At 65.3% G+C, this 26,038-nt stretch carries 27 protein-coding genes; 14 read left to right on the forward strand and 13 right to left on the reverse strand.

Annotated elements, in window-relative coordinates; translation table 11 throughout:
* Positions 1-8: 8 nt before the first annotated feature.
* The 10 genes from OO015_RS09915 to OO015_RS09960 all read right to left on the reverse strand — a co-directional run bounded on the left by OO015_RS09915 (position 9) and on the right by OO015_RS09960 (position 8,318).
* Entirely contained in the window at positions 9-1,007 is a 999-nt protein-coding gene (locus tag OO015_RS09915; protein ID WP_265941102.1) for a peptidoglycan DD-metalloendopeptidase family protein, read from the reverse strand.
* Positions 1,008-1,020: 13 nt separating this feature from the next.
* Positions 1,021-1,497, reverse strand: a complete 477-nt coding sequence (fliJ, locus tag OO015_RS09920) for a flagellar export protein FliJ (protein WP_265941103.1) — start codon at positions 1,495-1,497, stop codon at positions 1,021-1,023.
* Positions 1,498-1,510: 13 nt separating this feature from the next.
* Positions 1,511-2,881, reverse strand: a complete 1,371-nt coding sequence (locus OO015_RS09925) for a FliI/YscN family ATPase (protein WP_265941104.1) — start codon at positions 2,879-2,881, stop codon at positions 1,511-1,513.
* Complete coding sequence (locus OO015_RS09930; protein WP_265941105.1) at positions 2,871-3,566, reverse strand: FliH/SctL family protein; 696 nt, start codon at positions 3,564-3,566, stop codon at positions 2,871-2,873. Before OO015_RS09930 ends, OO015_RS09925 begins: the two co-directional genes overlap by 11 nt.
* Entirely contained in the window at positions 3,559-4,593 is a 1,035-nt protein-coding gene (gene fliG, locus OO015_RS09935) for a flagellar motor switch protein FliG (protein WP_265941106.1), read from the reverse strand. The genes OO015_RS09930 and fliG overlap by 8 nt, the downstream gene beginning before the upstream one ends.
* A gap of 6 nt (positions 4,594-4,599) precedes the next feature.
* A complete protein-coding gene (fliF, locus tag OO015_RS09940) occupies positions 4,600-6,183 on the reverse strand; it encodes a flagellar basal-body MS-ring/collar protein FliF (RefSeq protein ID WP_265941107.1) in 1,584 nt (527 codons plus the stop codon).
* A 26-nt stretch (positions 6,184-6,209) separates the two neighbouring features.
* Positions 6,210-6,509 (reverse strand): flagellar hook-basal body complex protein FliE, encoded by a 300-nt coding sequence (gene fliE / locus OO015_RS09945; RefSeq protein ID WP_265941108.1) that lies wholly within the window; start codon positions 6,507-6,509, stop codon positions 6,210-6,212.
* A gap of 29 nt (positions 6,510-6,538) precedes the next feature.
* The gene (gene flgC / locus OO015_RS09950; protein WP_265941109.1) at positions 6,539-6,994 is read right to left on the reverse strand and encodes a flagellar basal body rod protein FlgC; all 456 of its coding nucleotides are present in this window, start codon (positions 6,992-6,994) and stop codon (positions 6,539-6,541) included.
* A gap of 304 nt (positions 6,995-7,298) precedes the next feature.
* Entirely contained in the window at positions 7,299-7,604 is a 306-nt protein-coding gene (locus OO015_RS09955) for a hypothetical protein (protein ID WP_265941110.1), read from the reverse strand.
* 3 nt (positions 7,605-7,607) lie between these two features.
* Complete coding sequence (locus OO015_RS09960) at positions 7,608-8,318, reverse strand: TerC family protein (RefSeq protein WP_265941111.1); 711 nt, start codon at positions 8,316-8,318, stop codon at positions 7,608-7,610.
* A gap of 201 nt (positions 8,319-8,519) precedes the next feature.
* Here OO015_RS09960 and OO015_RS09965 point away from each other — a divergent pair, with 201 nt between their 5' ends.
* On the forward strand, positions 8,520-9,782 hold the full coding sequence (locus tag OO015_RS09965) for a M20 metallopeptidase family protein (protein WP_265941112.1): 1,263 nt from the start codon (positions 8,520-8,522) through the stop codon (positions 9,780-9,782).
* Between the two features lie 17 nt (positions 9,783-9,799).
* Positions 9,800-11,122, forward strand: a complete 1,323-nt coding sequence (locus OO015_RS09970) for a PQQ-dependent sugar dehydrogenase (protein ID WP_265941113.1) — start codon at positions 9,800-9,802, stop codon at positions 11,120-11,122.
* A gap of 688 nt (positions 11,123-11,810) precedes the next feature.
* Here OO015_RS09970 and OO015_RS09975 read toward each other — a convergent pair.
* Positions 11,811-12,755, reverse strand: a complete 945-nt coding sequence (locus tag OO015_RS09975) for a DMT family transporter (RefSeq protein WP_265941114.1) — start codon at positions 12,753-12,755, stop codon at positions 11,811-11,813.
* A 331-nt stretch (positions 12,756-13,086) separates the two neighbouring features.
* On the opposite strand from OO015_RS09975, the gene OO015_RS09980 reads away from it, so the two are divergent.
* Genes OO015_RS09980 through OO015_RS09990 form a run of 3 tightly spaced genes read left to right on the forward strand, consistent with a single transcriptional unit; the run spans position 13,087 to position 15,538 of the window.
* Complete coding sequence (locus OO015_RS09980) at positions 13,087-13,368, forward strand: MoaD/ThiS family protein (RefSeq protein WP_265941115.1); 282 nt, start codon at positions 13,087-13,089, stop codon at positions 13,366-13,368.
* 4 nt (positions 13,369-13,372) lie between these two features.
* Complete coding sequence (locus tag OO015_RS09985) at positions 13,373-15,181, forward strand: aldehyde ferredoxin oxidoreductase family protein (protein ID WP_265941116.1); 1,809 nt, start codon at positions 13,373-13,375, stop codon at positions 15,179-15,181.
* A 3-nt stretch (positions 15,182-15,184) separates the two neighbouring features.
* On the forward strand, positions 15,185-15,538 hold the full coding sequence (locus OO015_RS09990; protein ID WP_265941117.1) for a hypothetical protein: 354 nt from the start codon (positions 15,185-15,187) through the stop codon (positions 15,536-15,538).
* 6 nt (positions 15,539-15,544) lie between these two features.
* Here OO015_RS09990 and OO015_RS09995 read toward each other — a convergent pair whose 3' ends face one another.
* On the reverse strand, positions 15,545-16,003 hold the full coding sequence (locus OO015_RS09995; protein ID WP_265941118.1) for a RidA family protein: 459 nt from the start codon (positions 16,001-16,003) through the stop codon (positions 15,545-15,547).
* A 262-nt stretch (positions 16,004-16,265) separates the two neighbouring features.
* Between OO015_RS09995 and OO015_RS10000 the strand changes: the two genes are divergently transcribed.
* The 4 genes from OO015_RS10000 to OO015_RS10015 all read left to right on the forward strand — a co-directional run bounded on the left by OO015_RS10000 (position 16,266) and on the right by OO015_RS10015 (position 21,468).
* Positions 16,266-16,916 (forward strand): DedA family protein, encoded by a 651-nt coding sequence (locus OO015_RS10000; protein ID WP_265941119.1) that lies wholly within the window; start codon positions 16,266-16,268, stop codon positions 16,914-16,916.
* Between the two features lie 226 nt (positions 16,917-17,142).
* Positions 17,143-18,492 carry a glutamine synthetase family protein gene (locus tag OO015_RS10005; protein WP_265941120.1) on the forward strand — a complete coding sequence of 450 codons (1,350 nt, stop codon included), beginning with the start codon at positions 17,143-17,145 and terminating at the stop codon, positions 18,490-18,492.
* Positions 18,493-18,552: 60 nt separating this feature from the next.
* On the forward strand, positions 18,553-20,793 hold the full coding sequence (locus OO015_RS10010; RefSeq protein WP_265941121.1) for a glycogen debranching N-terminal domain-containing protein: 2,241 nt from the start codon (positions 18,553-18,555) through the stop codon (positions 20,791-20,793).
* A gap of 3 nt (positions 20,794-20,796) precedes the next feature.
* Entirely contained in the window at positions 20,797-21,468 is a 672-nt protein-coding gene (locus OO015_RS10015) for a hypothetical protein (RefSeq protein ID WP_265941122.1), read from the forward strand.
* On the opposite strand, the gene OO015_RS10020 is transcribed toward OO015_RS10015, so the two are convergent.
* Positions 21,441-21,698: a hypothetical protein gene (locus OO015_RS10020; protein WP_265941123.1), complete on the reverse strand. Its 258-nt coding sequence runs from the start codon at positions 21,696-21,698 to the stop codon at positions 21,441-21,443. The two genes, OO015_RS10015 and OO015_RS10020, sit on opposite strands and share 28 nt — an antisense overlap.
* A 275-nt stretch (positions 21,699-21,973) precedes the next feature.
* On the opposite strand from OO015_RS10020, the gene cofD reads away from it, so the two are divergent.
* Genes cofD through OO015_RS10045 form a run of 5 tightly spaced genes read left to right on the forward strand, consistent with a single transcriptional unit; the run spans position 21,974 to position 26,007 of the window.
* Positions 21,974-22,945 carry a 2-phospho-L-lactate transferase gene (gene cofD / locus OO015_RS10025; protein ID WP_265941124.1) on the forward strand — a complete coding sequence of 324 codons (972 nt, stop codon included), beginning with the start codon at positions 21,974-21,976 and terminating at the stop codon, positions 22,943-22,945.
* Positions 22,942-23,553 carry a 2-phospho-L-lactate guanylyltransferase gene (gene cofC, locus OO015_RS10030; protein ID WP_265941125.1) on the forward strand — a complete coding sequence of 204 codons (612 nt, stop codon included), beginning with the start codon at positions 22,942-22,944 and terminating at the stop codon, positions 23,551-23,553. Before cofD ends, cofC begins: the two co-directional genes overlap by 4 nt.
* Positions 23,550-24,506, forward strand: a complete 957-nt coding sequence (locus OO015_RS10035; RefSeq protein ID WP_265941126.1) for a DMT family transporter — start codon at positions 23,550-23,552, stop codon at positions 24,504-24,506. The genes cofC and OO015_RS10035 overlap by 4 nt, the downstream gene beginning before the upstream one ends.
* Before the next feature lie 8 nt (positions 24,507-24,514).
* Positions 24,515-25,195, forward strand: a complete 681-nt coding sequence (locus tag OO015_RS10040) for a nitroreductase family protein (protein ID WP_265941127.1) — start codon at positions 24,515-24,517, stop codon at positions 25,193-25,195.
* A 5-nt stretch (positions 25,196-25,200) separates the two neighbouring features.
* Positions 25,201-26,007 carry a thermonuclease family protein gene (locus tag OO015_RS10045; protein WP_265941128.1) on the forward strand — a complete coding sequence of 269 codons (807 nt, stop codon included), beginning with the start codon at positions 25,201-25,203 and terminating at the stop codon, positions 26,005-26,007.
* The last annotated feature ends 31 nt before the right edge of the window (positions 26,008-26,038 follow it).

A 26,038-nucleotide genomic window follows, 5' to 3' on the forward strand; every position in this document is an offset into this window, starting at 1 on the left:
CTCACCTCTCATCCCGTTCCGCCCAGACTGCGCCACGTCGCGAGCACCGCCTCCACGTATCGCTGCGTCTCCGGGTACGGCGGGATCCCACCCGCACGCTGGACTGCCGCCGGACCAGCGTTGTATGCGGCCAGCGCCAGTCGCACGTCACCGCCGAAACGGTCCAAAAGCTCTCGGAAGTACCGTGCACCACCGTCCAGGTTCTGAGCCGGATCGAACGGATCGCGTACGCCGAGCGCCGTCGCGGTTCCGTCCATGAGCTGCAAGAGCCCCTTCGCGCCCGCCGGTGAAACGGCCCGTGGGTCGAACCCGCTCTCCACCTGCACCATCGCGGCCAGGAGCGCCGGGTCGAGCCCGTAACGCTGCGCAGTCACCGCGATCAACTGACCGAAGGGAACCGGGAGCGCACGGCGGTCCACTCGCGCGTCCCCAGTCGCCTGCAGAAACGGCGCAGGGTCGATCGCCCGCCCGTTCTGGCGGATCTCGTAATGCAAATGCGGCCCAGTCGAGGCACCAGTATTGCCGCTCCGGCCGATCACCTGGCCACGTTCGACCCGCTGACCGGGTGCGACCGCAGCCGCACTCAGATGCGCGTACAGCGTCGTCACGCCGTTCCCGTGATCGATCTCGACACGTAGCCCGTAACCGTCGGTATTGCCGACGAAGCGCACCGTGCCGCTCGCTGTCGCCCGCACCGGCGTTCCTTCCGGAACAGCGATGTCGATACCGGTATGGAGCGTCTCTCCTGGCAAGAGCGACCGCGGACCGTAGGTCGAGGTCACCGCACCGGAGACCGGCCACGAGCCTCGCAAGGCGGCCAGCGAATCGCTCGCGGCGTTCGCTCCGCTCGTCGATCCAACGCCCGTGTTGGAGACGATCCCACGCTGGGCCAGCAGCGTCCAGAATTGCGCCGACCGCGATGTCGGCCCGCCCAGCTGCGGCGAGCGAACACCGAACCGCGCTGGCATCGTCGCGAGAATTTCGGGTGGGATCGTGATTCCCGCCATCGAGAGCGACTCCTCAGACCGATCCGTCACGCGCCTGCAGCCGGTACGCTGCGCGGACAGTCGCGACGTCGTCGAGCATCGCCTCCTCGGCTTTCTGCTCGAGCTGCCGTGCCGCCGTCAGCCACCGTGAACGCATCACCTCGAGCTTCTTGGCTTCCCGCCGCTGGGCGATCAGCGCTACGCGTGCCTGTTCGGCACGTCGTTTCGCCTCTTCCAGCAGTGCCTCTTGCTCGTCCCGGCGTCGCACCAGCCAGGCTTCGTACGACTCCGCCCCGGCCAACACCACCGGGTCGACCGGCTTACCTGCCAGTGCTGCCAGACTGACGGCCAGTGCCCGCTGCGATGCGGCGAGTTCGTCCAGAGCTCCCTGACAGGTCGCCACCCAGCGCTGTCGTTCAGCTAGCTCCCGCTGTGCGTCTTCGACGAGCTTCTGCCGGTGTTCGAGGAGCCGCGTCATCCGTCCGGCTCGCTGGCGGAGCGCGCGTACCATCGTGCCCTACCTCCTACGCCTCCACCGGTGTTCGTGCGCGTTCTCGTGGATCCACACCTCCTCGGCCACGGACGATCCGTCCCAGCCACTCCAGCGTGGCAGCGAACGGTGCCTTCTCCTCGGGCCGCTGCTGCAGGAAGCGCCGCAACTCGGGCAGCAATGCCAGTGCCCGGTCGACTGTCGGGTTCGATCCGCTGACGTACGCGCCGATATCGATGAGGTCGCGCGCACTCTCGTAGGCAGCGAGCAACTCCCGCACCTCGCTCGCCAGCTGCCACTGTTCCGGACTCACCAGGTTGGGCATCAGACGGCTGACGCTCGCGAGGATGTCGATCGCAGGGAAATGTCCACGGTCAGCCAGCGACCGCGAGAGCACGATGTGACCGTCCAAGATTCCCCGCACCGTGTCGCTGATCGGCTCGTTCAGGTCGTCACCTTCGACGAGAACGGTGTAAAACGCGGTGATACTGCCCCGCTCGGCGTTGCCCGCTCGTTCGAGCAGCCGTGGGAGCAGCGCGAACACCGACGGTGGGTAGCCACGCGTCGCCGGCGGCTCACCAGCCGCCAGACCCACCTCGCGCTGAGCCATCGCCAGCCGCGTTACCGAGTCCATCATCAGCACCACGCTCATGCCACGGTCGCGGAAGTATTCGGCGATGAGCGTCGCCGTCCAGGCTGCCTTGATCCGCATGAGTGCCGGTTGGTCGGAGGTCGAGACCACGAGTACCGCGCGCTCCAGCCCTTCCGGGCCGAGGTCGCGCTCGATGAACTCCTGCACTTCCCGCCCGCGCTCGCCGATCAACCCGATCACCCGCACGTCGCAAACTGCGTTGCGACTGATCATCCCGAGCAAGGTACTCTTCCCCACCCCAGAACCAGCGAAGATTCCGAGACGCTGGCCGCGTCCACACGTCAAGGTCGCGTCGATCGCCCGCACACCGGTCGGCAGGATCTCGCGGATCGGTGCCCGCTGGAGCGGACTGGGCGGCGTGCCCCCCAGCCGCACACGTCGCCGACAACGCAAGGGCCCCTTCCCGTCGATCGGGCGCCCCAGGCCATCGATCACCCGCCCGAGCAGCTCCGGCCCCACCGGCACGTGCAGCGCCTCCGGTGCTGGAACCACCCGGCTCCCGTGTCGCACCCCACGGAGCTCAGCGAGTGGCACCAGCACGAGACGCTCGTCGTGAAAGCCGACCACCTCCGCTGCCAGGCGCCCCTCTTCCGCGAAGCTGGGGAAGATGTGGCAGAGATCGCCGATTTCCAGGTCGAGCCCGATCGCTTCGACCGTCAACCCGATACCGCGCACCACCCGCCCTTCCCGCCGGATCGGCTCGAAGCCACACAGACGTTCGCGGAACCGCTCGAGCAGCTGGTCACCACTCATCGGCTACCTCCGCAAGCGCTCGCCGAATCGCTTCCAGCTGCGTGGACAGCCGCGCATCAACGAACCCGACCGGGGTACCGAGCACGCAACTACCGCGATCGACATGTGGGTCACCGGCTACCTCGACGGGTGGGCGGCCGTCCCAGGCAGCAGCCAGCCACGCGCGTGCCCGCTCGACATCGTCCGGGTGGACGATGAGATGTGTAACCGGTGCACGCGGCGCCTGAGCCAGAGCTGTCTCGACGAGCCGGCCGAGCAGGCCATCGTCGCGGGCAACCTCGCGCCGCAGAATCGTCTCGGCGATCAGCACACTCAGCTCGAGGACGAGATGCGCGTATGCGTGACGGATCTCCTGTTCCTGGATGACCGCTCGCTCGACGAGATCGTGCAGCCGTGCCAAGAGCGCCCGCTGTTCCGCTGCCAGTTCCTTTTCAAGGTGCGTCCGCGCTTCAGCCAGTGCCGTTTCCCAGAGCTGCCGTCGCCAGTTTTCGATTTCGGCCTCGACTGCGGATCGCAAGGCCGCAGCCTCCGCTTCCGCTGCGGCCACGATTTCCCGGGCCCGCTCTTCCGCCTCCGCGAGAAGTTGCACCGCACGCTCCCGGTCAGCAGCGGACGGTTGGGGAAGTACCAGTGCGCTTCCCGCCACCGTCGCCCTATCCCCCTTGACCACGCGACCGCTAGCCAAGGATCGCCTCCTCGCCGCGTGAGATCACGATTTCTTCGGCCTCTTCCAGGCGCCGCACGATCGCGACGATCCGCTGCTGCGCTTCTTCCACAGCTCGGATCCGGACCGGCCCGAGGTAACTGATCTCTTCCCGCAGCAGCTCGGCCGCTCGCTGCGACATGTTGCGGAAGATCTTCTCTTTGAGTTCGTCCCGCGCCGCCTTGAGCGCCAGCGCCAGATCCCGCATGTCGACCTCGCGCAGGACGCGCTGGAGCGAGCGGTCATCGAGCAAAATCAGGTCATCGAACGTGAACATCAGCTTGCGAACTTCTTCCGCCAGCATGGGATCGACTTCGGTGAGTCGCTCGAGGATGTGTTTCTCCGTGCTGCGGTCGACCTTGCTCAGGATCGCCACGAGATGTGGCACACCACCGACCGTCCGCGAATCCTGAGTGAGCAGCGAGGACATCCGCCGTCGCATGATCTCCTCGACCCGCTTGACGATCTCAGCCGGTGTGCGATCGATCGTCGCGATCCGTCGAGCGACTTCCGCCTGCAAGTCCTCGTTGAGATGGCTGATCACGGCTGCCGCCTGCACCGGCGGCAGGTACGACAGGATCAACGCGATCGTCTGCGGGTGTTCGTTCTGCAGGAACATCGCCATCTGCCGCGGATCCGACTTCCGCAGGAACTCGAACGGCGCCGGCGGGTTCATCGTCACGACCCGATCGATCAATGCGTTCGCGCGCTCGAGTCCCATCGCTCGCGCCAGCATCTCGCGTGCGTACTCGATGCCACCGACCGCGAGGTAGCGGTGTACGACCGCCATCTCGTGCGCCTCGTTGAGTACCTGGTGTACCTCCTCTTCGTTGAGACGCGGCATCGTCGCGACCTTGACGGTGATCACCTCGATCTCGTGTTCCTGGAGATGCTGGAGTACCTTCGCCGAGTAGTCCGGCCCAAGCGCCATCAAGAGGGCTGCCGCTTTCGCTGCGCCCTTCAGGCGCTCCGGTTGCTGGCCTGGTCGTGTCGGCACCTGCGCCGTCATCTCCGGTTACTCCTCGTTCAACCAGGCACGGACAACGTGTGCTACTGTCGCCGGATCCTTCTTCGCCAGCTCCTGGAGTTCCCGGAGCGTCGGCGGCGGCCCGACCGGTTCCTTGAGTGCCGCTTCTCGTTGTGTGCCGAGGCCGGGCACCGTACCCGGCGCGACACTGGCCGCCGCTGCCCCACCGGGCAAGGCCTCGGTCGCGACCTCGTAACGCGGAGCCGGTGGGAGTGCAGCGCGCTGCGCCGCTAGCACGCGCCAGGCGATCAAGAGCGCGATCAGCGGGATGAGGACGATCGCTCCCAACCGAGCCGCTTCCAGCAGCCGCTCCATGAGCGACGGTTGGGCCGCGGCTTCTTCGGCGTTCGCCGTCGTGAACGGCACCACGCTCACCGTCACCTCGTCACCACGCTCCGGGACGATTCCCGCCGCCGCGGCCACGAGATCGCGCACCTGTTCGGCCACTGCCGGATCGACCGCCGCGCTGTTCAACACGACCGCGACCGAAAGGCGCTGGATCTTCCCAGGCGCCTGGACGACACGCTCCACTTGCCGCGAGAGTTCGTAGTTGACCGTCGTCTCGCGCAGCTCGCTGCGCTGCTGGTTCTGCCCGGCGGCACCTTCCTGATAAGTCCCGACGTTGCTGTCGACCCCCGGCACACCGATCGGCCCGGTCGCTGTTCCCTCTGTCGTCTGCACGCGCTCCTGCTGGCTGCGCACCTGCGGCTGTGTCCCGTTCGGGCTGTAGATCTCGCTGTCGACCTGCCGCTGGTCCCAGTCGAAGTTCGCACTCACTTGCACGGCAGCGTTGTTGTTCCCCACTACCCGCGCCACGATCGTCTGCAACTGCGTCGCCAGCGCGCTCTCGAACGCCCGCTGTGCCTTCAGGTGATCGCTCATGCCGCCCGCAGCGGCCACGCCACCGCCGGACCACAACGCATTCCCGCTCTCGTCGACGACCGTGACATGCTCCGGCTGCAGTCCCGGCACCGCCGCCGAGACCAGATGCACGACCCCGCGCACCTGCTCGTCGGTCAGCCGGCTGCCTGGCTTCAGCTGGAGCACGACTGCCGCAGTCGTCGGCTGTTGCTGCTCGCTGAACAGCGATTCCTCGGGGATCACCAGATGTACCCGCGCTGACTGGACGCCGTCGAGCTGGCTGATCGTCCGAGCCAGTTCCCCTTCGAGTGCCCGCTGGTAGTTCACGCGTTGCTGGAAGTCCGTCACGCCGAACGACGAGCGATCGAAGAGCTCGAACCCGAGCGTCCCGCTCTTCGGCAACCCCTGCGCGGCCAGCGCCAACCGCAACTTGGCCACCTGATCGACCGGGACGCTGATCGTCGTCCCGTCGTTGCTGAGCTTGTAGGGTACTCCTTGCTGACGGAGCTGCTCGATAATCGCCGCTGCGTCGTCGGCCGAAAGCCCGGTGTAGAGCGGCGCATACTGCTGCGGCGGCTGGATCAACAGGAGCAAGGCCACGGCGAAGATCGCCGTCAGCGCCACGGCGACGATCGCCACCCGGCGGTTCTGGCTCAGACTATCCCACCGTTCACGGACGTAGTCCCAGTAGACCGAGAGACGCCGCAGCATGCGCTCGATCCGTCCCGCTCACTCCGTCAGATCGGCATCGACATCACTTCACGATAGGCTTCCAGCGCCCGGTTCCGGATCTGCAATGCCGCTTGCAAGCCGATCGAGGCCGTCTCGAGCGCGATCATCACCTGATGCAGATCGACGTCCTCGCCCGCCGCGAGCGCGACCGCCAAGCGGTCTGCCTCGTTGATCTGCTCGTTCAGGGCACCGAAGGCGCGCTCCAGCACCTGGCCGAACGATGGACGAGCAGCTGCTGTCGGCGAGTTCGCGGCTCCGACTGGTGTGATATCTGCAACGATCGGCGCGATCGGCGAGATGCTCATCGCTCCCTACTCCCTCTCCACCACAGTGCTCATGCGCGGCCGATGCTCAACGCGCGCATCGCCATCGCTTTGAGCGACTCGAGCACGGTTACGTTCGCTTCATAGGCACGGGTCGCTGCCATGAGATTCGTCATCTCGCTGACCACGTCGATGTCCGGGTACCGGACGATTCCGTTCTCGTCCGCGTCCGGGTGCGTCGGGTCGTAGACCTCACGCACGGCTTGCTGGTCGACGACGATCCCGGCCACCCGCACGCCGCGCGCTGCACTCGGTGCCGACGGCACGAGTCCCGTGCGCGTCTGCACCAGCCGCGCGAACGCATCTGGTTGCTCCGTTGCGAAGACGACCTGACGCCGGAGATACGGCCCACCTTGCGGCGTCCTCGTCGTGTCGACGTTCGCCAGGTTCGAGGCGGTCACGTCCATCCGCACGCGCTGTGCCGTGAGCGCCGAGAGGCTGACGCGCATCGTCTCGAAGATCCCCATCCTGGCGCTCCTTCCCTTCCCTGCGCGACGTTCGCACGACCTACACTACCCATCGGTCGACCTCGTGCCGATATCCTGTCGGTCGGAAGCCGCTTCAGGACAGAAGTCCAGGAGTCCCGGTACCGGACGGCTGGATGTCCGGATGGGCGAGGAATCTGAACAGGGAAGAGAGGGGGGTTCGCGAATCGTGCTGTGCGGCCTCTGTACTCTCGTTGACGGAGGAATCAGCGCACTGACATGGCGAGACGCACCGTATCCTCGTGGAGACGCCACCGGCGTGGCTCGTGGTATCCAGCAGCTACGCTCATGCCTCTGGCTTGGGTACCAGATAGATCCGCACGCCGTGGTGGATCAGGTAGTTCAGGAGCCGGAGCCGCGTCTCCAACCCGATCCGTCCCAACGGCGGGATGAGCGGTACCCCGTGCAACGCCGCCTTCGCCACGATCCACTCGCGGAACTGCCGGTCGGTCATCTCGACCACCGTGACGTTCTCGTCACCTCGCCCGTCCTCACGCGGTACGAGGACATACACGCGCCGCAGATCCTCGAGCGTCAGATCCGGTTGCGGAGCTCGATCGTACCGTCCATAGGGAAACCGCCCGCTGTACATCCCTCACCTCGCGTGCCGCGTCTCATCCTGTCGCACCGGGTGCCCTCCAGCCTGCTCTCGACGCAAGCGCCGCCGCATGCTCGGCCAGAGTGCCACGATCCCGATCGCGGTGCTGAAGAGGCCTACTGCTGGCCACGCCAGCGACTCTCCCAACCAGGCCGAGACGATCGGGTCTTCGACGATCATGCGTCCACCGGTGACTGCCAAAACACCGACGCCGATCCACACGAGCCATCGCACACGATCGAGCAAAGCCGCGATCACCCCACTCCCGAACAGGATCAGCGGCATCGAAAGCAGGAGACCGAACGCGAGGAGCTCGACCGTTCCATGTGAAGCCCCGCCGACCGCCAGCATGTTGTCGAAACTCATAACGAAATCCGCGAGCGTGATCGTCTGGATCGCTTCCCAGAGCGACAGCGCCGGCGCAAGCACCCGCGCCTCGCTCTCCTCACGCACGAGCTTGAAGCCGATCCAGCCGACCAGCAGCCCACCCATCGCTCGGAGGAGCGGGATCGCCAGGAGCAGTGCCGCCAGGGCGGTGAAGAGCACGCGCAGCGCGATCGCCCCTGCCCCACCGAGAACGATCGCCCAGCGACGCTGGCGCGGCGGTAACTGATGAGCCGCCATCCCGATGACCAGCGCATTGTCCCCGCTGAGCACGAGGTCGATCAGAACGATACTGAGGAGCCGTCCGAGAAAGACCGTGATCACCGCTCGTACCTTCGGTGCTGTGTACCAGGCCTTCGGTTCCAGTAGGAGGCACCCGGTACACGAAAGTGTCCAGGAACATCTTCGCAAACTCCTCGACGCGCGCGCAAATGATCCCGACCCGCTGCACGAGATCGACCGATCGTGTGGCACCGATCGATGGTACGATCACCCCTGGATCGGGCGATCTCGAGGAGGGGAACGATGCACTGGGATGAACTTGTCCAGGTGACACCGGAACTCGATGCCTGGCTTCGGGAAACCCGTCGCTACCTGCACATGCACCCCGAACTCTCGCTGCAAGAGACCAACACCGCTCGCCTCGTCGCCGGGCATCTCCGCGAGCTCGGTATCGAGTACCGATCCGGCCTGGGTGGGGACGGTCGCTCCCTCTTCATGTCACCGGAAGCTTTGCGTGCAGCTGGCATCCAACCTGGACCGCCGACCGGTGGAAACGGCATCCTGGCAGTGATCCGCGGCGACCGCGGGCCCGGGCGAACCGTCTTGCTCCGTGCCGACATGGACGCGCTGCCGATCGACGAGCAGAACGACGTCCAATATCGCTCGACGCGGCCTGGTGTTATGCACGCCTGCGGGCACGATGCCCACACAACTATCCTCCTCGGTGTCGCCGAGCTCTTGAACCAGCTCCGCGATCGCTTCGCTGGCACCGTCAAGCTTATGTTCCAACCCGCCGAGGAAGGGCCGGGCGGCGCGGCCGCGATGGTCGCCGACGGTATCCTCGATGATCCCCCCGTCGATGCCGCCTTCGCCCTGCACGTCGATAGCACGCGTCGCGCCGGGGAGGTTGCCGTCTCGCCGGGGCCTGCCACCGCTGCCGCCGATACGTTCCGGATCGTCGTGCGCGGCGTCGGTGGGCACGCCGCCAAGCCGCAGGCTGCGGTCGACCCGATCGTCATCGCGGCGCACATCGTCGTCGCACTGCAAACGCTCGTCAGTCGCGAGACGAATCCGCTCGATTCAGCCGTCATCACGGTCGGCAAGCTCCACGCCGGCACAGCGACCAACATCATCCCTGACCATGCCGTGCTCGAGGGTACGGTCCGCACCTATTCGCCGAGCGTTCGCGACCACATCGAACGACGTATCGCTGAACTCGCCCGCAGCATCGCGCAGGCGATGCGGGCCGAGGCCGACACGGTCTACCTCCGCGGTTACCCCGCCATGCACAACGATCCCGAACTCACTGCCCTCGCCCGCCAGGTCGCCACTGAACTGCTCGGACCTGACCGCGTCTTCGACCGTGAACCGCTCATGGCCGGCGAGGACTTCGCCTTCGTCGCGCAGCGTGTGCCCGTCTGCATGATCAGCCTGGGAGTCGCGAACCCGGAGCGCGGTATCGTCTACCCACCGCACCATCCTCGGTTCGACCTCGACGAGGACGCACTCGCGGTCGGCGTCCGGCTGCTGACCGCCATCGCACTGCGCTATCTCGGGGCAGCGTGAGCAGGGAGCGTACACCGATGGGCCAATGGTCACTGCAGCCAGGGCACTCAGCATGGCGCCGGATCGGCCGCTCCACCCGACGCTCGTTGCTCCTGGCCATGTTGCTGCTTCCTGCTTGCAACCTGGGTATCCGCCGAACCGTGGGGACACCACCAGCCATGAGTCCGACCGCAACCAGCATGCCCGGACCAGCAGTCCCCTCACCGGCACCTTCTCCCACACCAACTGCGCCACGTCCTACCGTGACGATGGCTCCTCCACCCGCACCCACCACGACTCCAGAACCGACACCGCTCCCCACCGGCCCGGTGCCGCTCCGTGTCGAGACGATCGCGAGCGGCCTCGAGGCCCCCTGGGAACTCGCCTTCGCACCGGACGGGCGAATCTTCCTCAGCGAGCGCCCGGGGCGGGTCCGTGTCGTTCTCGACGGCCAGCTCGTGCCTCAGCCGCTTCTCACAGTCCCGGTCGCCGCCGTCGGGGAAGGCGGCCTCCTCGGTCTCGCCCTCCATCCCGATTTCACAGCCACCCATTGGGTGTTCCTTTACTACACCTACCGCGAGGGCAATCAGCTCTGGAACCGCGTCGTGCGCTATACGGAAACCGACGGGCATCTGGTCGATCCGATCGTTCTGATCGATCGGATCCCTGGTGCCACGATCCACGACGGTGGACGCATCGCCTTCGGCCCGGACGGCAAGCTCTACGTGACGACCGGCGATGCGCGCAACCCCGACGCAGCACAAGACCTCACCTCACTCGCCGGGAAGATCCTCCGCCTCGAACCGGACGGCTCCATTCCTGCTGACAACCCGTTTCCTGGCTCGCCGGTCTGGTCGTACGGCCATCGCAACCCGCAGGGGCTCGCCTGGACGGCTGAGGGACGGCTCTACGCCACCGAGCACGGTCCCACCGGAGACCTCGGCCTGGCAGCACACGACGAGGTCAACCTGATCGAACCGGGTCGCAACTACGGCTGGCCCGACGTGGTCGGCACGCTCGTCCGCCGGGAACGACCCGATGCGGTCTTACCGGTCATCGAGAGTGGCGCAACCACCTGGGCTCCCAGTGGTGCGACGTTCGTCCGCTCGGGGCGCATCCCGCAGTGGCTAGGCAATCTCCTCTTCGCTGGTCTGCGGAGCCAAACGCTCTGGCGACTCGTCCTCGCGCCGGATGGACGGAGCGCCCAGCAACTCGAAGCGCTCTACCAGGGCGAGTTCGGACGCCTCCGGACCGTCGTCGAGGGGCCGGACGGCGCCATCTACCTCCTCACCAGCAACCGCGACGGCCGGGGCAGCCCACAACGCGACGACGATCGCCTCCTCCGTATCGTGCCAGCGTGAGCAGAGGTGCAGAAACCGTATCCGCGGTGGTGCCGACGCGAATGATCGGTCCTCCGCGGAGTACTCAGCCGCTCGCATCGGATGCGATTTCACCGGTCGGCCCAGTTCACCACCGAGAAGGATCCCATGTGGTTCCCTCGCGTATGCCGGTAGAATGTCCCGTATCGTTCTCTCTATCTGCGTCCACAGTCTCCTCCGATGCAACAAAACAGCCGAGAAGAGACGCGCGACGGACCAGGAAGCCGCTGCCGTCGGGGCTATAACGAATCCTGAGCGGAAGCCCAGCACGGACTCCGGTCAATTGGTGCTCGTCGAGGCGGGGGCATGCGAACGCAGCGCGGCACAGCAGGGCAAACTCGCTCGCTTTGCAGCCGCAGTCAGCGGTCAGGGGAGAGCGGCATCGAGAAGGAGAGCGCGCTGCACGTCTGGCCGAAGCTGCGAAGCCGAGCCGATGCGAGGGTACTCGACACGGAGTCCACAGTCGCGGTGGAGCTTCTCGCGTGACGCGAGCGCGTCGACTGCGACTCTGGCGCAGCAGCTGAAGGACGGAGTAGCCCCGGCCAGCGCGCCGTCGAGGTCGTCGTCCAACAACGAGCCGGTCAGTTCAGTGCCATGACCGGTATCGATCTGACGACGGCTGCCCGCGAGCAGCTCGCCGGAACCATCCCTGTCGACAGTTCGACCACGGTCAATCGGCCCGCTGACCCACCTTCTCCGCTACCTGAGGCACCGCTTCCCTGACCGCAGCTCGTTGGGCGACCAGCACACCGGCGAACACCGCGAACAGCCCGACGATCTGCACGAGACGAACGCGTTCGCCGAGGAAGGCTGCGCCGAGCGCCACGGCAATGCCTGGTTGCAGATAGTAATAGACGAGTGTCGTCGAGGCACCCAGGCGTTGGACAGCTCGTTGCCAGAACACGTTGGCACCCACCATCGCCAGAATGCCGGTGTACAGGAGCGCCCCCCACGCACTCCACCCCGGGAGCGTCGCGAGCGACCGCACCGTCTCGCTCGCCCCAGCGAGCCCGACGACAACGAGACTCAGAATCAGTAACCACGTCGTGATCGGTACTGCACCGTAGCGGGCCACGAGCGGACGCGGAATCATCGTCACTCCCACCCAGCAGATCGCGGCTCCGAGCGTCAGCACGTCGCCGAGAAGCGTTGCCGTCCCCGTCGGATCAGGTGTCCCGACCATCAGGACCACCCCGATGAAACCGAGCGCGGCACCGAGGAGCCCCGCTGCACGCGGTCGCTCGCGCTCCACCAACCAGGAGATCGGAAGGGCCCAGAGTGGACTCGTGTTGAGGAACAACGCGCTGTGCGTTGACGTCGTATGGCGCATCCCGACGAGAAACACGATCTGGAAGATCCCCATCGCACCGAATCCAGCGAGCGCCAGCCGCGGCCAGTCACTGCGTGCGATCCGGAGCGTTTCGTCCCGCAGGCGGAGCCAGAGTACCAGGCACGCGATCGCGACGATGAGTCGCAGAACCGCAAACGACAACGGTCCGAACGAGTCGACACCGTGCTTGACGATCGGAAACGACGCACCCCAGATGAGCACGGCGAGAAACGCTTCACCATCGATCCACCGCCGCCAACCCGATCCCTCACTGCCCTTGACCATCGGTCACCTTCTCGACGTTCACCCTCGCTTTCGCACTGTATTGTCGCGACCGGAACCCTGTCTGGCGAGTATCGTGTTCGACAACGCGGAACAGAACCGTTTTCCCCCGGACCGATCGCGGTGAAACCCTGACGATCCGAGATCGTCGAGCGGGAATCCCGACGCACAGTTCCGATCGCCGCCTCGGTGGGTCAGTCTCGCTATCCCACCGCAAAGCCGGCTCGCTTCCAGTGAGCCAAGTATCGTGGAACCGATGCACTCGCTTGCACTCCGGGCTTCGATCCGGCCATACTAGCGCTGTGCAGGCCTCGTCGCGAACGGCTCGGCTCCCATGACGCGCGAAACGAAAACACTTCGAGTCGAACTGTACGGTCTTCCAGCGCTCCTCATCGGCCAACGCCGTATCGAGGTCGCTGCAGCGACCTTGCAGGAGCTGGTCCACACTCTCGCAGCACAGTTCCCTCCACTGTGTGGCACCGTCATTGACCCCGAACGGCACTGGCTCAACCGTGGCTATACCTTCGTCGTCGATGGCCGGTTCACTCGCGACCCGGCCACACCGCTCCGCCCTGACTCGGAAGTCCTCCTCGTCGCTGCTCAGGCTGGAGGCTGAAACCATGCAAGCCGTCCATGGTCGCGCGCTCCTAGTCGATCTCGGTACTGGAGATGCACGAGCCTTCCCGATTCCGCCAGAGGTCTCCCGCTCGGTCCTCGGTGGTACCGGACTGGCCACCCGGCTGCTCCTCGACTTCGCTCCGCCGCGGGTCGATCCATGGGCACCTGAAAACCCCTTCGTCATCGCCACCGGGCCCTTCATCGGCACCGGACTGACCACCTCGAGCAAACTCGCGATCGCCACCACTTCGCCGCAGACCGGCTTCATCGGCGATTCCCTGACCTCGAGTTATTTCGCGCTGGTGCTTCGCCGGACCGGCTTCGATGGTCTCGTCCTCATCGGCCAGGCACCCGACTGGTCGGTTCTCGTCGTCGAAGACGATCGCGTGAACCTCCGGCCAGCACACGACCTCCTCGGTCTCGATCCGGAGGCGACGGCTGCTGCCCTGCGCGCCGAACTCGGCCGCGATGTACGGGTCGCCGCGATCGGCCGGGCAGGCGAACGTTTGGTGCGGTTCGCTGCCGTCGTCAACGACGGCCGGTTAGCTGGCCGAACTGGCCCCGGCGCTGTCCTCGGCGCCAAGCGACTCAAGGCAGTCGCGGTGCGAGGTACCGGACGCTTCCCGCCGGTCGCTGATCCCGCTGCAGTCGCGAGCGCCGCCCGCCGTCTCGCTGAGCGGAGCCTCGGCCCCGAAACCGCGAAATACCGCGAGCTTGGCACGGTCGCGAATCTTGCCTTCTTCAGTCGGCTCGGTGTCCTGCCGACCCGCAACTTCTCCGCGGGGAGCTTCCCTGCTGCTGAGGCACTCGCTGGGGAACGACTGGTAACGGCGCACCATGCCGACCGCCAAGCCTGTGCTGCCTGTACCGTTGGCTGTGAGCATCACTTCCGGACGACCGATGCGGGCCCACCGGCGACGGTCCGCCTCGAATACGAGACCCTCTTCGCGCTCGGCTCCTTGTGCGGAATCGATGATCCGAATGTCGTCCTGCGGGCGGCTGCACTCTGCGACCAGTATGGGATGGATGCGATCAGTGCCGGCGGCACGATCGCCTGGGCCATGGAGTGTGTCGAACGGGGGATCGCGTTGCCCGGTGACCCGGCCGACTGGCCACGCTTCGGCGACGGGATGAGTCTGCTCCGCACGCTCGAGGCGATCGGTGAGCGACGCGGCCCGCTCGGCGATCTTCTCGCCGAAGGCTCGAGGCGAGCAGCGGAAATCATCGGGCAGGGAAGCGAAAGCTGGGCGATGCACGTGAAAGGGCTGGAACTTCCTGGCTACCATCCCAAGAAGCTCCGCGCAATGGCCCTCGGCTTCGCCGTAACGCCGCGCGGCGCGTGCCACAACCGGACTTCGGCCTATGAGATCGACTTCTCCGAGCAGACCAGCGATCAGTACGAGCGCATCGCGTTGGAAACCGCGCGCAACGAGGACCGTTCTGCTGTCCTCGACGCCCTGCCGCTCTGCAAGTTTCTTCGCCACTGCTTCGACGACTTCTTTGCCGAAGCAGCGGAATTGGTCACTCTGGTCACTGGGATGGCCTGCAATCCAGACGAACTGCGCGTGATCGGTGAACGGATCGTGACCTTGAAGAAGCTCTTCAACCTCCGGCAAGGCTGGACACGATCCGACGACACGCTTCCACCCCGACTCCTCGGCCCTGATGGGATCGATCCAGCTGAACTCGATGCGCTCGTCGCGGCATACTACCGTGTACGGGGCTGGACCCCGGACGGTCTCGTGCCGCCGACTCGGTTGCACGAACTGGGTTTGGATTCCCTGGTCGAACACATAGCAGCCGGGCGCTGAACGATGTTCGATGAAGACGAACTCATCTGGCTCGAACTCGAACGGATCCGCCTCCCATCACCGGTCCTCGCGCGCATCGAGGAGCTGGCTGAGGAGCGTCGGCGTCTCCTGCAAGCAATCCCGGACATGCTCTTCGAGCGCGAGGAAGCACTGCGACGCGTCGCCGAGATTAACGTCGAACTCGAGCGACTGTGGGACTTGCGGCGGCGGGAACTGCTGTTCGTTCGCCAGATGCTCGGCGGCGAATCCGAAAACGAGCCCGCGTCGCTGGAAGAAGTCGAAGAGAAGGTCTCCGAGGAGCAGGACGCCAGCTCTCGAGCAGAGTCCTCGCCTCCTTCGACGTCGCCGAATCAGTAACGGCGCTCACTCCACTTCGACAATCGCCTCGATCTCGACAGTGATATTGCGGGGTAGCGAGCTCATGCCGACCGCCGAGCGGGCGTGCCGGCCACGTTCTCCGAACACTTCGACGAAGAGATCCGAGCAGCCGTTGATCACCTCCGGATGCCGCTCGAACTCCGGCACCGCGTTGACCATCCCCAAGACTTTGACGATCCGCTTCACACGATCCAGGTCCCCGAGCTCCTGTTTGAGGACCGCCAGCAGGACCAGTCCGACCGACCGTGCATGCTGGTAGGCTTCTTCCACCGTGACCTCGCGTCCGACCTTGCCCGTCGGCATCGTCCCATCTGGATTCCACGGTCCTTTGCCGGCCAAGAACAGGAGATTCCCCGTGCGTACGGCGTGGACATAGTTTCCGGCCGGTGCTGGCACCGGTGGCAATTCGATACCGAGTTCCGCGAGCCGCTGTTCGATCTCCATGGTTCCTCCTCTCCTGCTTCTCCATGTACCGAACGCACACATCGCAGAACGTCACCATGCCGTCAAGAGACTCCGGTCTTTCGCTCGTGCCCACCATACACCAGGAGTAGCGAACAGCTTTCGCCCTCACCGAGTCGATCGTGTGGACGGCAACGATGGCATCGAACGAGTGCTCGTGCAGTGCCACTGGACTTCCCGATAAGGCTACGCTGTCGATGAAGGGTCGATCGGTTACACTCGACAGGGTTGCGAAGGAGGATCGGTGTTCGGTTTCGATCTCGCGACGGTCATCCGCACGATCGGAGTCATCGGCGTCGCGGCTGTCGTGTTCACGGAGAGCGGGCTTCTGATCGGACTCTTCTTGCCCGGTGACTCGCTTCTCTTTACAGCTGGCTTCCTCGCGTCGCAAGGATTTCTCGACATTCGCTGGCTCGTGCCAGCCTGCTTCCTTGCCGCTGTTGCTGGCGACCAGGTCGGATACACCTTCGGAGCACGTGTCGGGAGAGCACTCTTCCAGCGCGAGGATTCCCGTTTCTTCAAGAAGGATTATCTCCACCGCACTGAACAGTTCTTCGAACGCCACGGCGGCAAAGCGGTCGTGCTCGCACGCTTCGTCCCGATCGTGCGCACCTGCACGCCGGTCGTCGCCGGAATGGGGCGCATGCGCTACCGCCGCTTCGTCGTCTTCAATGTCTTCGGTGCACTCTTCTGGGCTGTCGGTGTGACCCTCAGCGGTTATTGGCTCGGCAGTGTCATACCCGGTATCGATCGCTATCTCCTGCCGATCGTCAGCGTTATCATCGCCCTTTCGCTCGCTCCATCCGTGCTGCATATCTGGCGGGAACGCCGTCGCTCCGGATCGGCAGTCGAGGAGCATCCGCACGTCCGCGAGCGGGAACCTGCGCGCCGATAGCACAGCCTTCTTCCGCCAGTGTGCACAGTCTGTAGCCACTCCGCTCGTGACTGATTCCTGGTCCTGTGCAGTGTAAGCCCTCCGAGCACGTTCGTTCTGCCTGCGGAACGGCGTTCGGCAGGGCGAGCTCGTGCCGATCCGTGCTCGCCTCGGACACGGTGCACCTTGCCGAAGGCAGCCCTCGAGTCGCTATACTGACGCCGTATGGGACGGTTGGGAGGATTTTATGGATATCGCGACCGTTACGCGACTGTTGCGCGCAGCGGGTATACGGTGGGTTCGTATCGAAATGGCCGATACCCACGGTATCGCTCGCTCGAAGAGCGTACCGATCGAGAAATTCCCCACGTACGCAGCCAGAGGCGTGAACTTCTACGGCGGGATGCTGCTCCAGGACGCATCCGGCTGGGACATTCCACTCGAGGAGAGGCTACCTCCGCCCGATTACCTCCTCAAACCTGACTTGGACACCCTGACTGTCTTGCCGTATGCCCCAGGCGAGGTACGCGTCCTCGGCGACCTCTACCGCGACGGTTCGCCGGCGCCCGAGGATCCGCGCGTCGTCTGCCGGCGTATGGTCGAGCGCTTCCGAGCACGGGGTTGGATCCCCCGCAGCGCGTTCGAGTACGAGTTCTACCTGCTTCACGCGACCACGCGTGAACCGGTCTTCCGTGATAAACAGATTTGCTCGACATTGCGCAATAACTTCGATCCTGCTTGGCGCGACGAGCTGTTGACTGCTCTCGAGGCACACGGCATTGCGGTGTCTACTCTCAGCGTTGAGAATGCACCAGGACAGTTCGAGATCACCTTCGATCCAGCCGACGGGTTGGCTGCTGCCGACCAGGCGTTCATGTTCCGGACAGTCGTCAAGGAGGTGTCCCGCAAGCATGGCTACATCGCAACGTTCATGACCAAGCCCTTCATCGACCAGGCTGCCTCGGGGACCCACCTCCATCACAGTCTCATCGATGCTACGACTGGCCAAAACGTGTTCGCTGACCCGCAGGGGATGCATGGCCTCTCTGAACTCGCCTGGTACTTCCTCGGCGGACTTTTTGAACACGCTCGCGCCTTGATCGCCGTGTTCTCGCCCACGCCGAACGACTACAAGCGCTACCAACCAGGCCTTTTCGCACCGACCAGCGTCTGTTGGGGATACGACAATCGTTCGGCGGCCTTCCGTGTACCAGCCGATGCGCATGGCAAGAAGGCGCGGATCGAAAACCGGCTCGGCGGTGCAGCCGCCAATCCGTACATCGCGCTCGCAGCCTCCCTCGCTGCTGGGTGGGACGGGATCGAACGTCGACTCGAGCCTCCTGAAGCGATCCAAAAGGATGTCGGCTGGCTCGAAGGGCTCCCGCCACTGCCGCGTTCGCTCGACGAGGCCCTCGATGCGCTCGAGCGGGATACGATCCTCTGCGACCTGCTCGGGCGGCCATTCATCGAGACGTACGTCGCAGTCAAGCGGTGGGACGCCGAAAAGTGTCGCCGCCGCTGTCCTGATTACCGCTCGCCCGAGTGGAATCACCGTATCGACCCCTACGAATGGGAAGAGTACGGTGAGCTGATTTAGCCAGTAGAGCCCGCTACACTTCACCGGAGTCGGGCCGCTCGGTCTCGAGGCGGGGGTTCGATGGGACTGGTACGCGACGCACGGATTCTCAAGGACGGCGAACTTTTCGTCGTGAGCGATGAACGCGGCGACCTCCGCCGCACCTTCCCTGGTGCTGGCGTCTACGCCCGCGACACGCGCTTTCTGAGCGAACTCTGGTTGCTCCTCAACGGCGAAGAGCCGGAGTTGTTCGACTCGTCAGCCGAGCGGACGACCGTTGCCGTCTTCGAGTTCGGTAACACGGTCTTCCGCGACGAAGCAGGCCATGACGTCCTCGCTCACACGATCGCTCTGCGACGTTGCCGGAGCGTCCGCCGAGGGACGCTCGAGGAAGAACTCGTGCTCGAGAACTACAATCCGTTCCTCGTCACCGTGGAATTGGCCCTCGTCTTCGCCGCCGATTTCTCGGACATTTTCGAAGTTCGCGGTTTCCCCCGCGAGCGGCCACGCGGCCATATCCTGCTGCCGCACTACGAGGGGCACCAACTCCGCCTCGCCTACCGCGCACCCGACGACGTCGTACTCGAGACAGAGGTGCTCTTCAGCCGGCCGCCTGATGTCTTCACGACCGAACCGGGGACGACGCATCTCGCCGACCTGGCCCTGCCACGCATGCTCCTACCAGGACACGACCAACTCATCCGCGCACGCGGCACCGTTCACCCACCACGCGCCTTCACCCTCTTTCGCTTGACTCTTCCGGCTCACGGCAATGAGCGCCTCTCCTTCCGCGTCGCACCGCGCCAGCTGCTCGAACGGCGTGTAAGCGTACGGGTACCGGATGTCTCCCGCCTCACCGAGCCAGCCGAGCCAGCTGCGATCGTCTTCGCTCGTGTCCGAACCGATCATGAGTTCCTCGACCGCATCCTCCAGCGCAGTCTCGACGATCTCCGCGCCCTCCTCACACCGTTCCCAGGAGGACGACTCGTCGCCGCCGGTATTCCGTGGTTCGTCGCCCCGTTCGGTCGTGACAGTCTCATCGTGAGCCTCCAGATGATGCTCTTCTCCCCGGAACTCGCACTGGAAACGCTGCGCTTCCTCGCTCGGTACCAAGGCCAGAAAGTCGACCCCTGGACCGAAGAGGAGCCGGGCAAGATCCTGCACGAGCTCCGCTTCGGTGAGATGGTCCGGCTCGGCGAGACGCCGCACGCACCGTATTACGGAACCGCCGATGCCACACCACTCTTCATCGTTACGTTCTGTGAGCTCATGGACTGGATCGGTTCACCGACCTTGTTCGAGGACTTGTTCCCTGCCGTCGAAGCAGCGCTCCGGTGGATCGACGAGTACGGCGATCACGATCGTGACGGATTCGTCGATTACGGAAAAACGTCATCGCGCGGTCTCGTCCACCAGAACTGGAAAGATAGCCACAATTCTCTCCTCTTCCTCGACGGCACCGAGCCCGTACCGCCGATCGCGCCGGTCGAAGTGCAAGGTTACGTCTATCAGGCCAAGCGAGCCCTCGCTGCTGTTCTGCAGCGCTACGGGAAGACCACTCTCCACATGCTCGCTGCGCGGCTCCGTGCGGAAGCCGAGCGCTTGCGGGAGCGCTTCGAGCAGCGTTTCTGGATGGAGGAACAGCACTTCTACGGGCAGGCGATCGACGGTCGTGGCCGTCTCGTTCCGACTATCTCGTCGAACCCAGGACACTGCCTCTGGAGCGGGATCGTGAGCCCGCAGCGTGCAGACCGGATCGTCGCCCGACTGTTCACTCCCGACCTCTATTCCGGCTGGGGAATCCGGACACTCGCCAAGTCGATGCCACACTACAATCCGATGAGCTATCACAACGGAAGCATCTGGCCACACGACAATGCGCTTACGATCGCGGGGCTCCGCCGCTACGGTTTCGATCGTGAAGCGGTCCAGCTCGCGAGTGATCTGCTAGAAGTTGCGACGACTTTCCCTTACTACCGCCTACCTGAGCTGTTCTGCGGTTTCGGCCGTGACGAAGCGGAATGCATGGTTCCGATTTCCTACCCGGTGAGCTGCAGTCCACAAGCCTGGGCTGCCGGAACTGTCCCCTTCGTGCTCCGCATCCTGCTCGGTGCCGAAGCGCGTGCTGCCGAGCGACGGCTCATTCTCCGCCCCGCTTTTCCAGACTGGTTGAACGAGGTGCATCTCGAAGGAATCTCCTTCGCGGGAACGCGGATCGACCTGTCCGTCCGAAAACAGAACGGTCGCTATGTACTCGAGGCAGAGTGCGATCCTGAGATCAGCGTCGTCCTGGTTGGTTCTGCAGCCGAAACGCGGAGGTGACCGGTGTCGCTCCCTCGCTTCCGGTGGGTCGTTTTCGTCCGTTCGCTCGTCGCCACTGAGGAACACCCTCCCACGCAGATCTTCCGCTTGCTCGGCCGGTTCCTCGCCCAGCACAACCAGGAAGCTTTATTCCTCGAGGAGCGCGGGAATCCGCTGACGGTCACTGCACTACGCCGCCGCGGTGCTGCAGCCTATCGCGAGCTCAGCACGGACTGGCCGGAACTTCGTTACCACACAGTCGAGCACCGCTTCGGAGCCGATCTGGTCGAATGGCTCGGTCGAACCCTCGCCACCGCCGATATCGCGCTCGTCGAACTCGGTACCGATGAGGAGCTCACGCGCTGGGTCGGGCAGCTGTCACGTCCCCATCTCCACACGATCCTCGTCGACCTCGTACTGGACGATCCGTCGCTCGAGCAGCTCCGGTCACGGATCGACCCGGCCACCTTCACCGCTGTGATCTGCCATCCAGCCAATGTCCCAGCCTATCGGGGGAGAACGTCCGCCCGCCGCATCTTGACGGTCGAGGGAGCACCAGAGCGACTCGCCGCTGCGCTCGCCGAAGGAACCCTCGCGGCAGTGCTCCAGGCCGCCCAGGAGATGACGACCGAGTCACCAGCAACGAACGGGCAACGACCAGGCCACCCTCAGCTGAGCAACGGTGGTCGCGGATAGGGCGTCCGGACCTCGAAGGATCCCGGTAAGACACCGCACACCTGCAGCGCCACGCTCCGCTCGACCAGCTCGTTGAACTCGGCCTCGCTCAAGACGAAGCGGCACCCACAGTCCGGGCACGTGACGACGTAGACGCAGTCGTAGCGCGATTCACACCACTGCCGCACGTCGCCGAAGAGCCCTTTCCTGCACAAGTGGGTGAGGACGTGCTCGACCTGGCGAGCATCCATAGCGTTACCTCCGTGGTGGGGGATGGTGGATGTAGGATCATTGTCTCAGATAGTCCCCCGACAGTCAACTACCCACGCGACGAGTCTGAGCGCGAGGCACCTCCAGTTCATGGACATCCGCCCGCATCTCGGCAAACGAGCCTCTCGCCGACGGCATGCTTCCCGGCCGTTGCCGCGACGCACTGTTTCCCCGTAGCATCCGAACGAGTTCGGAACTGGCCGCGTCGGCCCGCATGCCCGGCTTCGAAACAGCGGAGGCGGAGAGGAGCACATCGATGGCACAGCCACCCGAGGTCACTGGAACGGTCGTCGTCCTGGCCGGCGGCGTCGGAGGTGCCAAGCTCGCTCACGGTTTCGCCCAGCTCGGCCTCGGTCATCGACTCGCGATCATCGTCAACACAGCTGACGATTTCGAACTCTACGGCCTCACGATCTCCCCTGATCTCGACACCGTCATGTACACCCTCGCCGGCATCGCGAACCCAGCGACCGGCTGGGGCATTCTCGGCGATACCGCCAACACGCTGGCAATGCTCGGCCGCTACGGCCGACCGACCTGGTTCTGGCTCGGCGATCGCGATCTCGCCACGCACATCCTGCGAACCGAGCGACTGCACCAGGGAGCTCGCCTCACCGAAGTCATCAGCGAGCTGGCCGGTGCACTGGGTGTCGCCGCTCGCATCCTGCCCATGTGCGACGAACCGGTCCGCACGATCGTCCACACGCCCGTGGGTGACCTCCCCTTCCAGGAATATTTCGTCCGGCGACGCCAGCAGGATCCGGTACTCGGCGTGCGCTTCGATGGAATCGAGCACGCACGTCCAACCCCGGAGGTCGAGCGAGCGCTCGAGGAAGCAGAGATCGTCGTCCTCGCCCCATCCAACCCGATCGTCAGTATCGGTCCGCTGCTTGCACTTCCTGGCTTCCGCGAGCGCTTGCGCCACGCCACTGTTCCGATCGTCGCCGTCAGCCCGATCGTCGGCGGGCGGGCATTGAAAGGGCCAGCGGACCGGATGCTCGCTTCGCTCGGGCACGAGGTGTCACCACTCGGCGTGGCTCGTCTCTACCAGGACTTTCTCGATGGCCTCGTCATCGACGTGCAGGATACAGCGCTCGCCGACGCGCTCCGGAACATGGGGATCGAACCCTACGTCACCGATGCCGTCATGCACGATGAGTCCGACCGGGCGCGTCTGGCACGCGAGACGCTCGACTTCGCTCGTCGGCTGCACGGAGTGACGCGGTGATCCGCACGCTCGCCGTCATTCCCGTCCAGCGGCTCGATACCGCCAAATCGCGACTCGCCCCTGTACTCGACCCGGCGTCGCGCCGTTCGCTCGTGCTCCAGCTCGCCGAGCGGACCGTCCGGCTCCTCCGGAGCGTGTCCGGCATCGACGAAGTCGCTCTGGTCACTCCCGACCCGCACCTGGCCGTCGCGGCCCGAGCCTGGGGAGCCCTCCCACTCGAGCAGACTGAGCCGGGGCTCGAGCGAGCGATCGTGCTCGCCCAGCGGTATGCCGTTGCCGAAGACTTCGGTGCCTTGCTCGTCGTCCTCGGTGACTTGCCCCTGCTGGAGATGACGACGCTCCGCACAGCGCTCGCACTGCTCGAGCCGCACGGTGTTGTCCTGGCGCCGGACCGCCACGGCACCGGTACCAACCTCCTCGCCCTGTCCCCTCCCGACCTTCCGATCCCGGCATTCGGGCCCGAGAGTCGCGTGCGCCATCGTCTTGCAGCGCGTCGCGCTCGGTGTACGCTTCGAGAGGTGTGGGCGCTGCCGCTCGCGCTGGATCTCGATACTCCGGAAGATCTCGCACGGCTGCGCAGCGTCCGCGAGAGAGAGGGGGAGACGTGACGGAACGACAGCTCCCGGTAACCCGCTGGGGTGCCTTCGTCGTCGCGCTCGGCGCGGCACTCTGGGCCGTTGACGCACCGATCCGCAAACCGCTGGCAGATCTCTTACCTGCCACGTCGATCGTTTTCGCCGAGCATCTGTTTCTCGCACTCTATGCCATCCCCGTCCTCCTGTGGCAGCGACGCGCGCTGCTGAGTTTGTCGCCGCGCGGCTGGCTGGCGTTGTTCGTCATCGCCTGGGGAGCATCTGGCCTGGCGACTGTCCTCTTCACCGCTGCCTTCCGCATTGGCAACCCGACGACGGTGATCCTGTTGCAGAAGGTGCAACCCCTCATCGCCGTGCTGCTCGCCGCCGTGCTGCTCCGAGAGCAACTGCCGCGCCTCTACTGGCCCTGTTTCGTCGCTGCACTCGCCGGTGCGTACCTCGTGTCGTTCGGCCGCGATGTGCTCGAGCCCCTCTGGCTCCTCCCCCGCGAGCGCATCCTCACCGCACTCTTGGCACTGGGTGCCGCTGCACTGTGGGGCAGTGCCACGGTGCTCGGTCGGTACGTCCTGGGTACACTGTCGTTCCCGACGCTCGCCGCTGCGCGCTTCCTTTTCGCGTTACCGTTCTTGGCTGGTCTCGCGCTCTTCGAGGGTACCTTCGTGCGCACCTTTACCGTCGGCCTCGCGCAGTACGCACCACGCTTGTCCTTTCTCGCTCTCGTTCCGGGGTTGGCCGCGATGCTGATCTACTATCTTGGCCTTCGCCACACCCGAGCTTCCTACGCGACACTGGCCGAACTCGCCTTTCCGGCTCTCGCGATCGTCGTGAACTGGCTCACTCTGGGCGCGACGATCGATATCGTCCAGCTCGCTGGATTCGTCCTCTTGTGGACATCGATCACTGTCCTGTCCTGGATACCGGCTCCGACACCGGCCAGCGAGCCGCGACCGGCGACACCCCTCACGTGAGCACGGCCATGCCAGAGAACGGACACCCCGTACCGCCACCGCTCGTACCGCTTCCCGACCTGCACCGATTACCCGGTGCGCGACCGCTCGATTTGCCCGAACTCATCCGCGGTCGCCGCTCGGTACGTCGCCTGCGTCCCGATCCCGTCCCCGGCGAACTCGTCATGGCCGTGCTCGAAGCTGCCGCCTGGGCCCCATCGCCGCACGGAACGCAACCCTGGCGCTTCGTTGTCCTTACCCAAGACGAGCGCAAACAGGAACTTGCCGAGGCGATGGCCGACGCCTGGCGATACCACTTGGCTCTGGACGGCCAGGACGAGGAGACCATCGCACGCCGCCTGGCTGGCTCGCAACGGCGACTCCGCGAAGCACCCGTCCTCATTCTCGTTTGCCTCGATCCGTGCGACCTCGATCGGTATCCCGATGCCGAGCGTCAGCAGGCTGAACGCATCATGGCCGTGCAGAGCCTCGGCGCAGCCGTGCAGAATCTGCTCCTCATGGCCTACCGCCTCGGCCTCGACACCGGCTGGATGTGCGCTCCCCTCTTTTGTCCCGACGTGGTCCGCCGCGTTTTGGGGCTCCGGGAGGAGCTCGAACCGCAGGCCCTGATCACACTCGGCTATGCTGCTGCCGACCCGCAGCGTCGACCACGACGCCCGCTCGACCAGCTGATCGTCGCCTGGGAGTGACTTTCATGCGTCGGTTGGCTGGCCTCTTCCTCCTGCTGGTCCTCACTGCATGCGCCCCAGCGCCATCGGGCGACGGCGCAGCGGTACCACGCTCACCGGTCAGTCCGGTCGTCACGCCGGCCGGGCTGACCGCGCCGACTGCTCCTGCGGGGCTTCGCCCGGTCACCTCGCCACCTCCCACCGCGCCCGCCCCGTTCACCGAGCCCGCCACCGTCCGCACTGTCATCGACGGCGACACCCTCACGGTCGTGACCCTCCGCGGCGAAGCGGTCGTGCGGCTCATCGGGATCGACGCTCCCGAGCGAGGAAGCGATGGACATCCGCCGGAGTGCTACAACGAAGAGGCGACACGACTGCTCGCCGAGCTGGCCCCACCCGGTACGGTCGTCCTTCTCGAACGCGACGTCAGCGAGACCGATCGCTACGGGCGACTCCTGCGGTACGTCTGGATCGACCGGAACGGACAGCGCCTGCTCCTCAACGAGGAACTCGTACGGCGCGGTGCGGCTGTCGCACGCGAGTACCCGCCGGATACACGGTACGCAGCCCGCTTGGCCGCAGCCCAGCAGGTCGCTCAGGCGACCAGAGCGGGATTGTGGAGTCACTGCAGCACGGCGGACGTCACACCGACGTCCACCGCACCACCAGCACGCGACGCACGCTGCGATCCGAGCTATCCCGACATCTGTGTCCCTCCCCCGCCGCCTGACCTCGATTGTCGCGATATCCCGTATCGCCGCTTCCGCGTACAACCGCCTGATCCCCACCGTTTGGATACTGACCGGGACGGCATCGGTTGTGAATCCGGCTGATCGAGATTGCGCGAGCCCTCCTGCACAGCGA

The organism is Thermomicrobium sp. 4228-Ro, from assembly GCF_026241205.1.
Classification (GTDB): Bacteria; Chloroflexota; Chloroflexia; order Thermomicrobiales; family Thermomicrobiaceae; genus Thermomicrobium.

Excerpts from the sequence above, each read along its gene's own strand:
- OO015_RS09915 (WP_265941102.1), bottom strand. The coding sequence starts at position 1,007 with ATGGCGGGAATCACGATCCCACCCGAAATTCTCGCGACGATGCCAGCG.
- fliJ (WP_265941103.1), bottom strand. The coding sequence starts at position 1,497 with ATGGTACGCGCGCTCCGCCAGCGAGCCGGACGGATGACGCGGCTCCTC.
- OO015_RS09925 (WP_265941104.1), bottom strand. The coding sequence starts at position 2,881 with ATGAGTGGTGACCAGCTGCTCGAGCGGTTCCGCGAACGTCTGTGTGGC.
- fliG (WP_265941106.1), bottom strand. The coding sequence starts at position 4,593 with ATGACGGCGCAGGTGCCGACACGACCAGGCCAGCAACCGGAGCGCCTG.
- fliF (WP_265941107.1), bottom strand. The coding sequence starts at position 6,183 with ATGCTGCGGCGTCTCTCGGTCTACTGGGACTACGTCCGTGAACGGTGG.
- fliE (WP_265941108.1), bottom strand. The coding sequence starts at position 6,509 with ATGAGCATCTCGCCGATCGCGCCGATCGTTGCAGATATCACACCAGTC.
- flgC (WP_265941109.1), bottom strand. The coding sequence starts at position 6,994 with ATGGGGATCTTCGAGACGATGCGCGTCAGCCTCTCGGCGCTCACGGCA.
- OO015_RS09955 (WP_265941110.1), bottom strand. The coding sequence starts at position 7,604 with ATGTACAGCGGGCGGTTTCCCTATGGACGGTACGATCGAGCTCCGCAA.
- OO015_RS09965 (WP_265941112.1), top strand. The coding sequence starts at position 8,520 with ATGCACTGGGATGAACTTGTCCAGGTGACACCGGAACTCGATGCCTGG.
- OO015_RS09970 (WP_265941113.1), top strand. The coding sequence starts at position 9,800 with ATGGGCCAATGGTCACTGCAGCCAGGGCACTCAGCATGGCGCCGGATC.
- OO015_RS09975 (WP_265941114.1), bottom strand. The coding sequence starts at position 12,755 with ATGGTCAAGGGCAGTGAGGGATCGGGTTGGCGGCGGTGGATCGATGGT.
- OO015_RS09980 (WP_265941115.1), top strand. The coding sequence starts at position 13,087 with ATGACGCGCGAAACGAAAACACTTCGAGTCGAACTGTACGGTCTTCCA.
- OO015_RS09985 (WP_265941116.1), top strand. The coding sequence starts at position 13,373 with ATGCAAGCCGTCCATGGTCGCGCGCTCCTAGTCGATCTCGGTACTGGA.
- OO015_RS09990 (WP_265941117.1), top strand. The coding sequence starts at position 15,185 with ATGTTCGATGAAGACGAACTCATCTGGCTCGAACTCGAACGGATCCGC.
- OO015_RS09995 (WP_265941118.1), bottom strand. The coding sequence starts at position 16,003 with ATGGAGATCGAACAGCGGCTCGCGGAACTCGGTATCGAATTGCCACCG.
- OO015_RS10005 (WP_265941120.1), top strand. The coding sequence starts at position 17,143 with ATGGATATCGCGACCGTTACGCGACTGTTGCGCGCAGCGGGTATACGG.
- OO015_RS10010 (WP_265941121.1), top strand. The coding sequence starts at position 18,553 with ATGGGACTGGTACGCGACGCACGGATTCTCAAGGACGGCGAACTTTTC.
- OO015_RS10020 (WP_265941123.1), bottom strand. The coding sequence starts at position 21,698 with ATGGATGCTCGCCAGGTCGAGCACGTCCTCACCCACTTGTGCAGGAAA.
- cofD (WP_265941124.1), top strand. The coding sequence starts at position 21,974 with ATGGCACAGCCACCCGAGGTCACTGGAACGGTCGTCGTCCTGGCCGGC.
- OO015_RS10040 (WP_265941127.1), top strand. The coding sequence starts at position 24,515 with ATGCCAGAGAACGGACACCCCGTACCGCCACCGCTCGTACCGCTTCCC.
- OO015_RS10045 (WP_265941128.1), top strand. The coding sequence starts at position 25,201 with ATGCGTCGGTTGGCTGGCCTCTTCCTCCTGCTGGTCCTCACTGCATGC.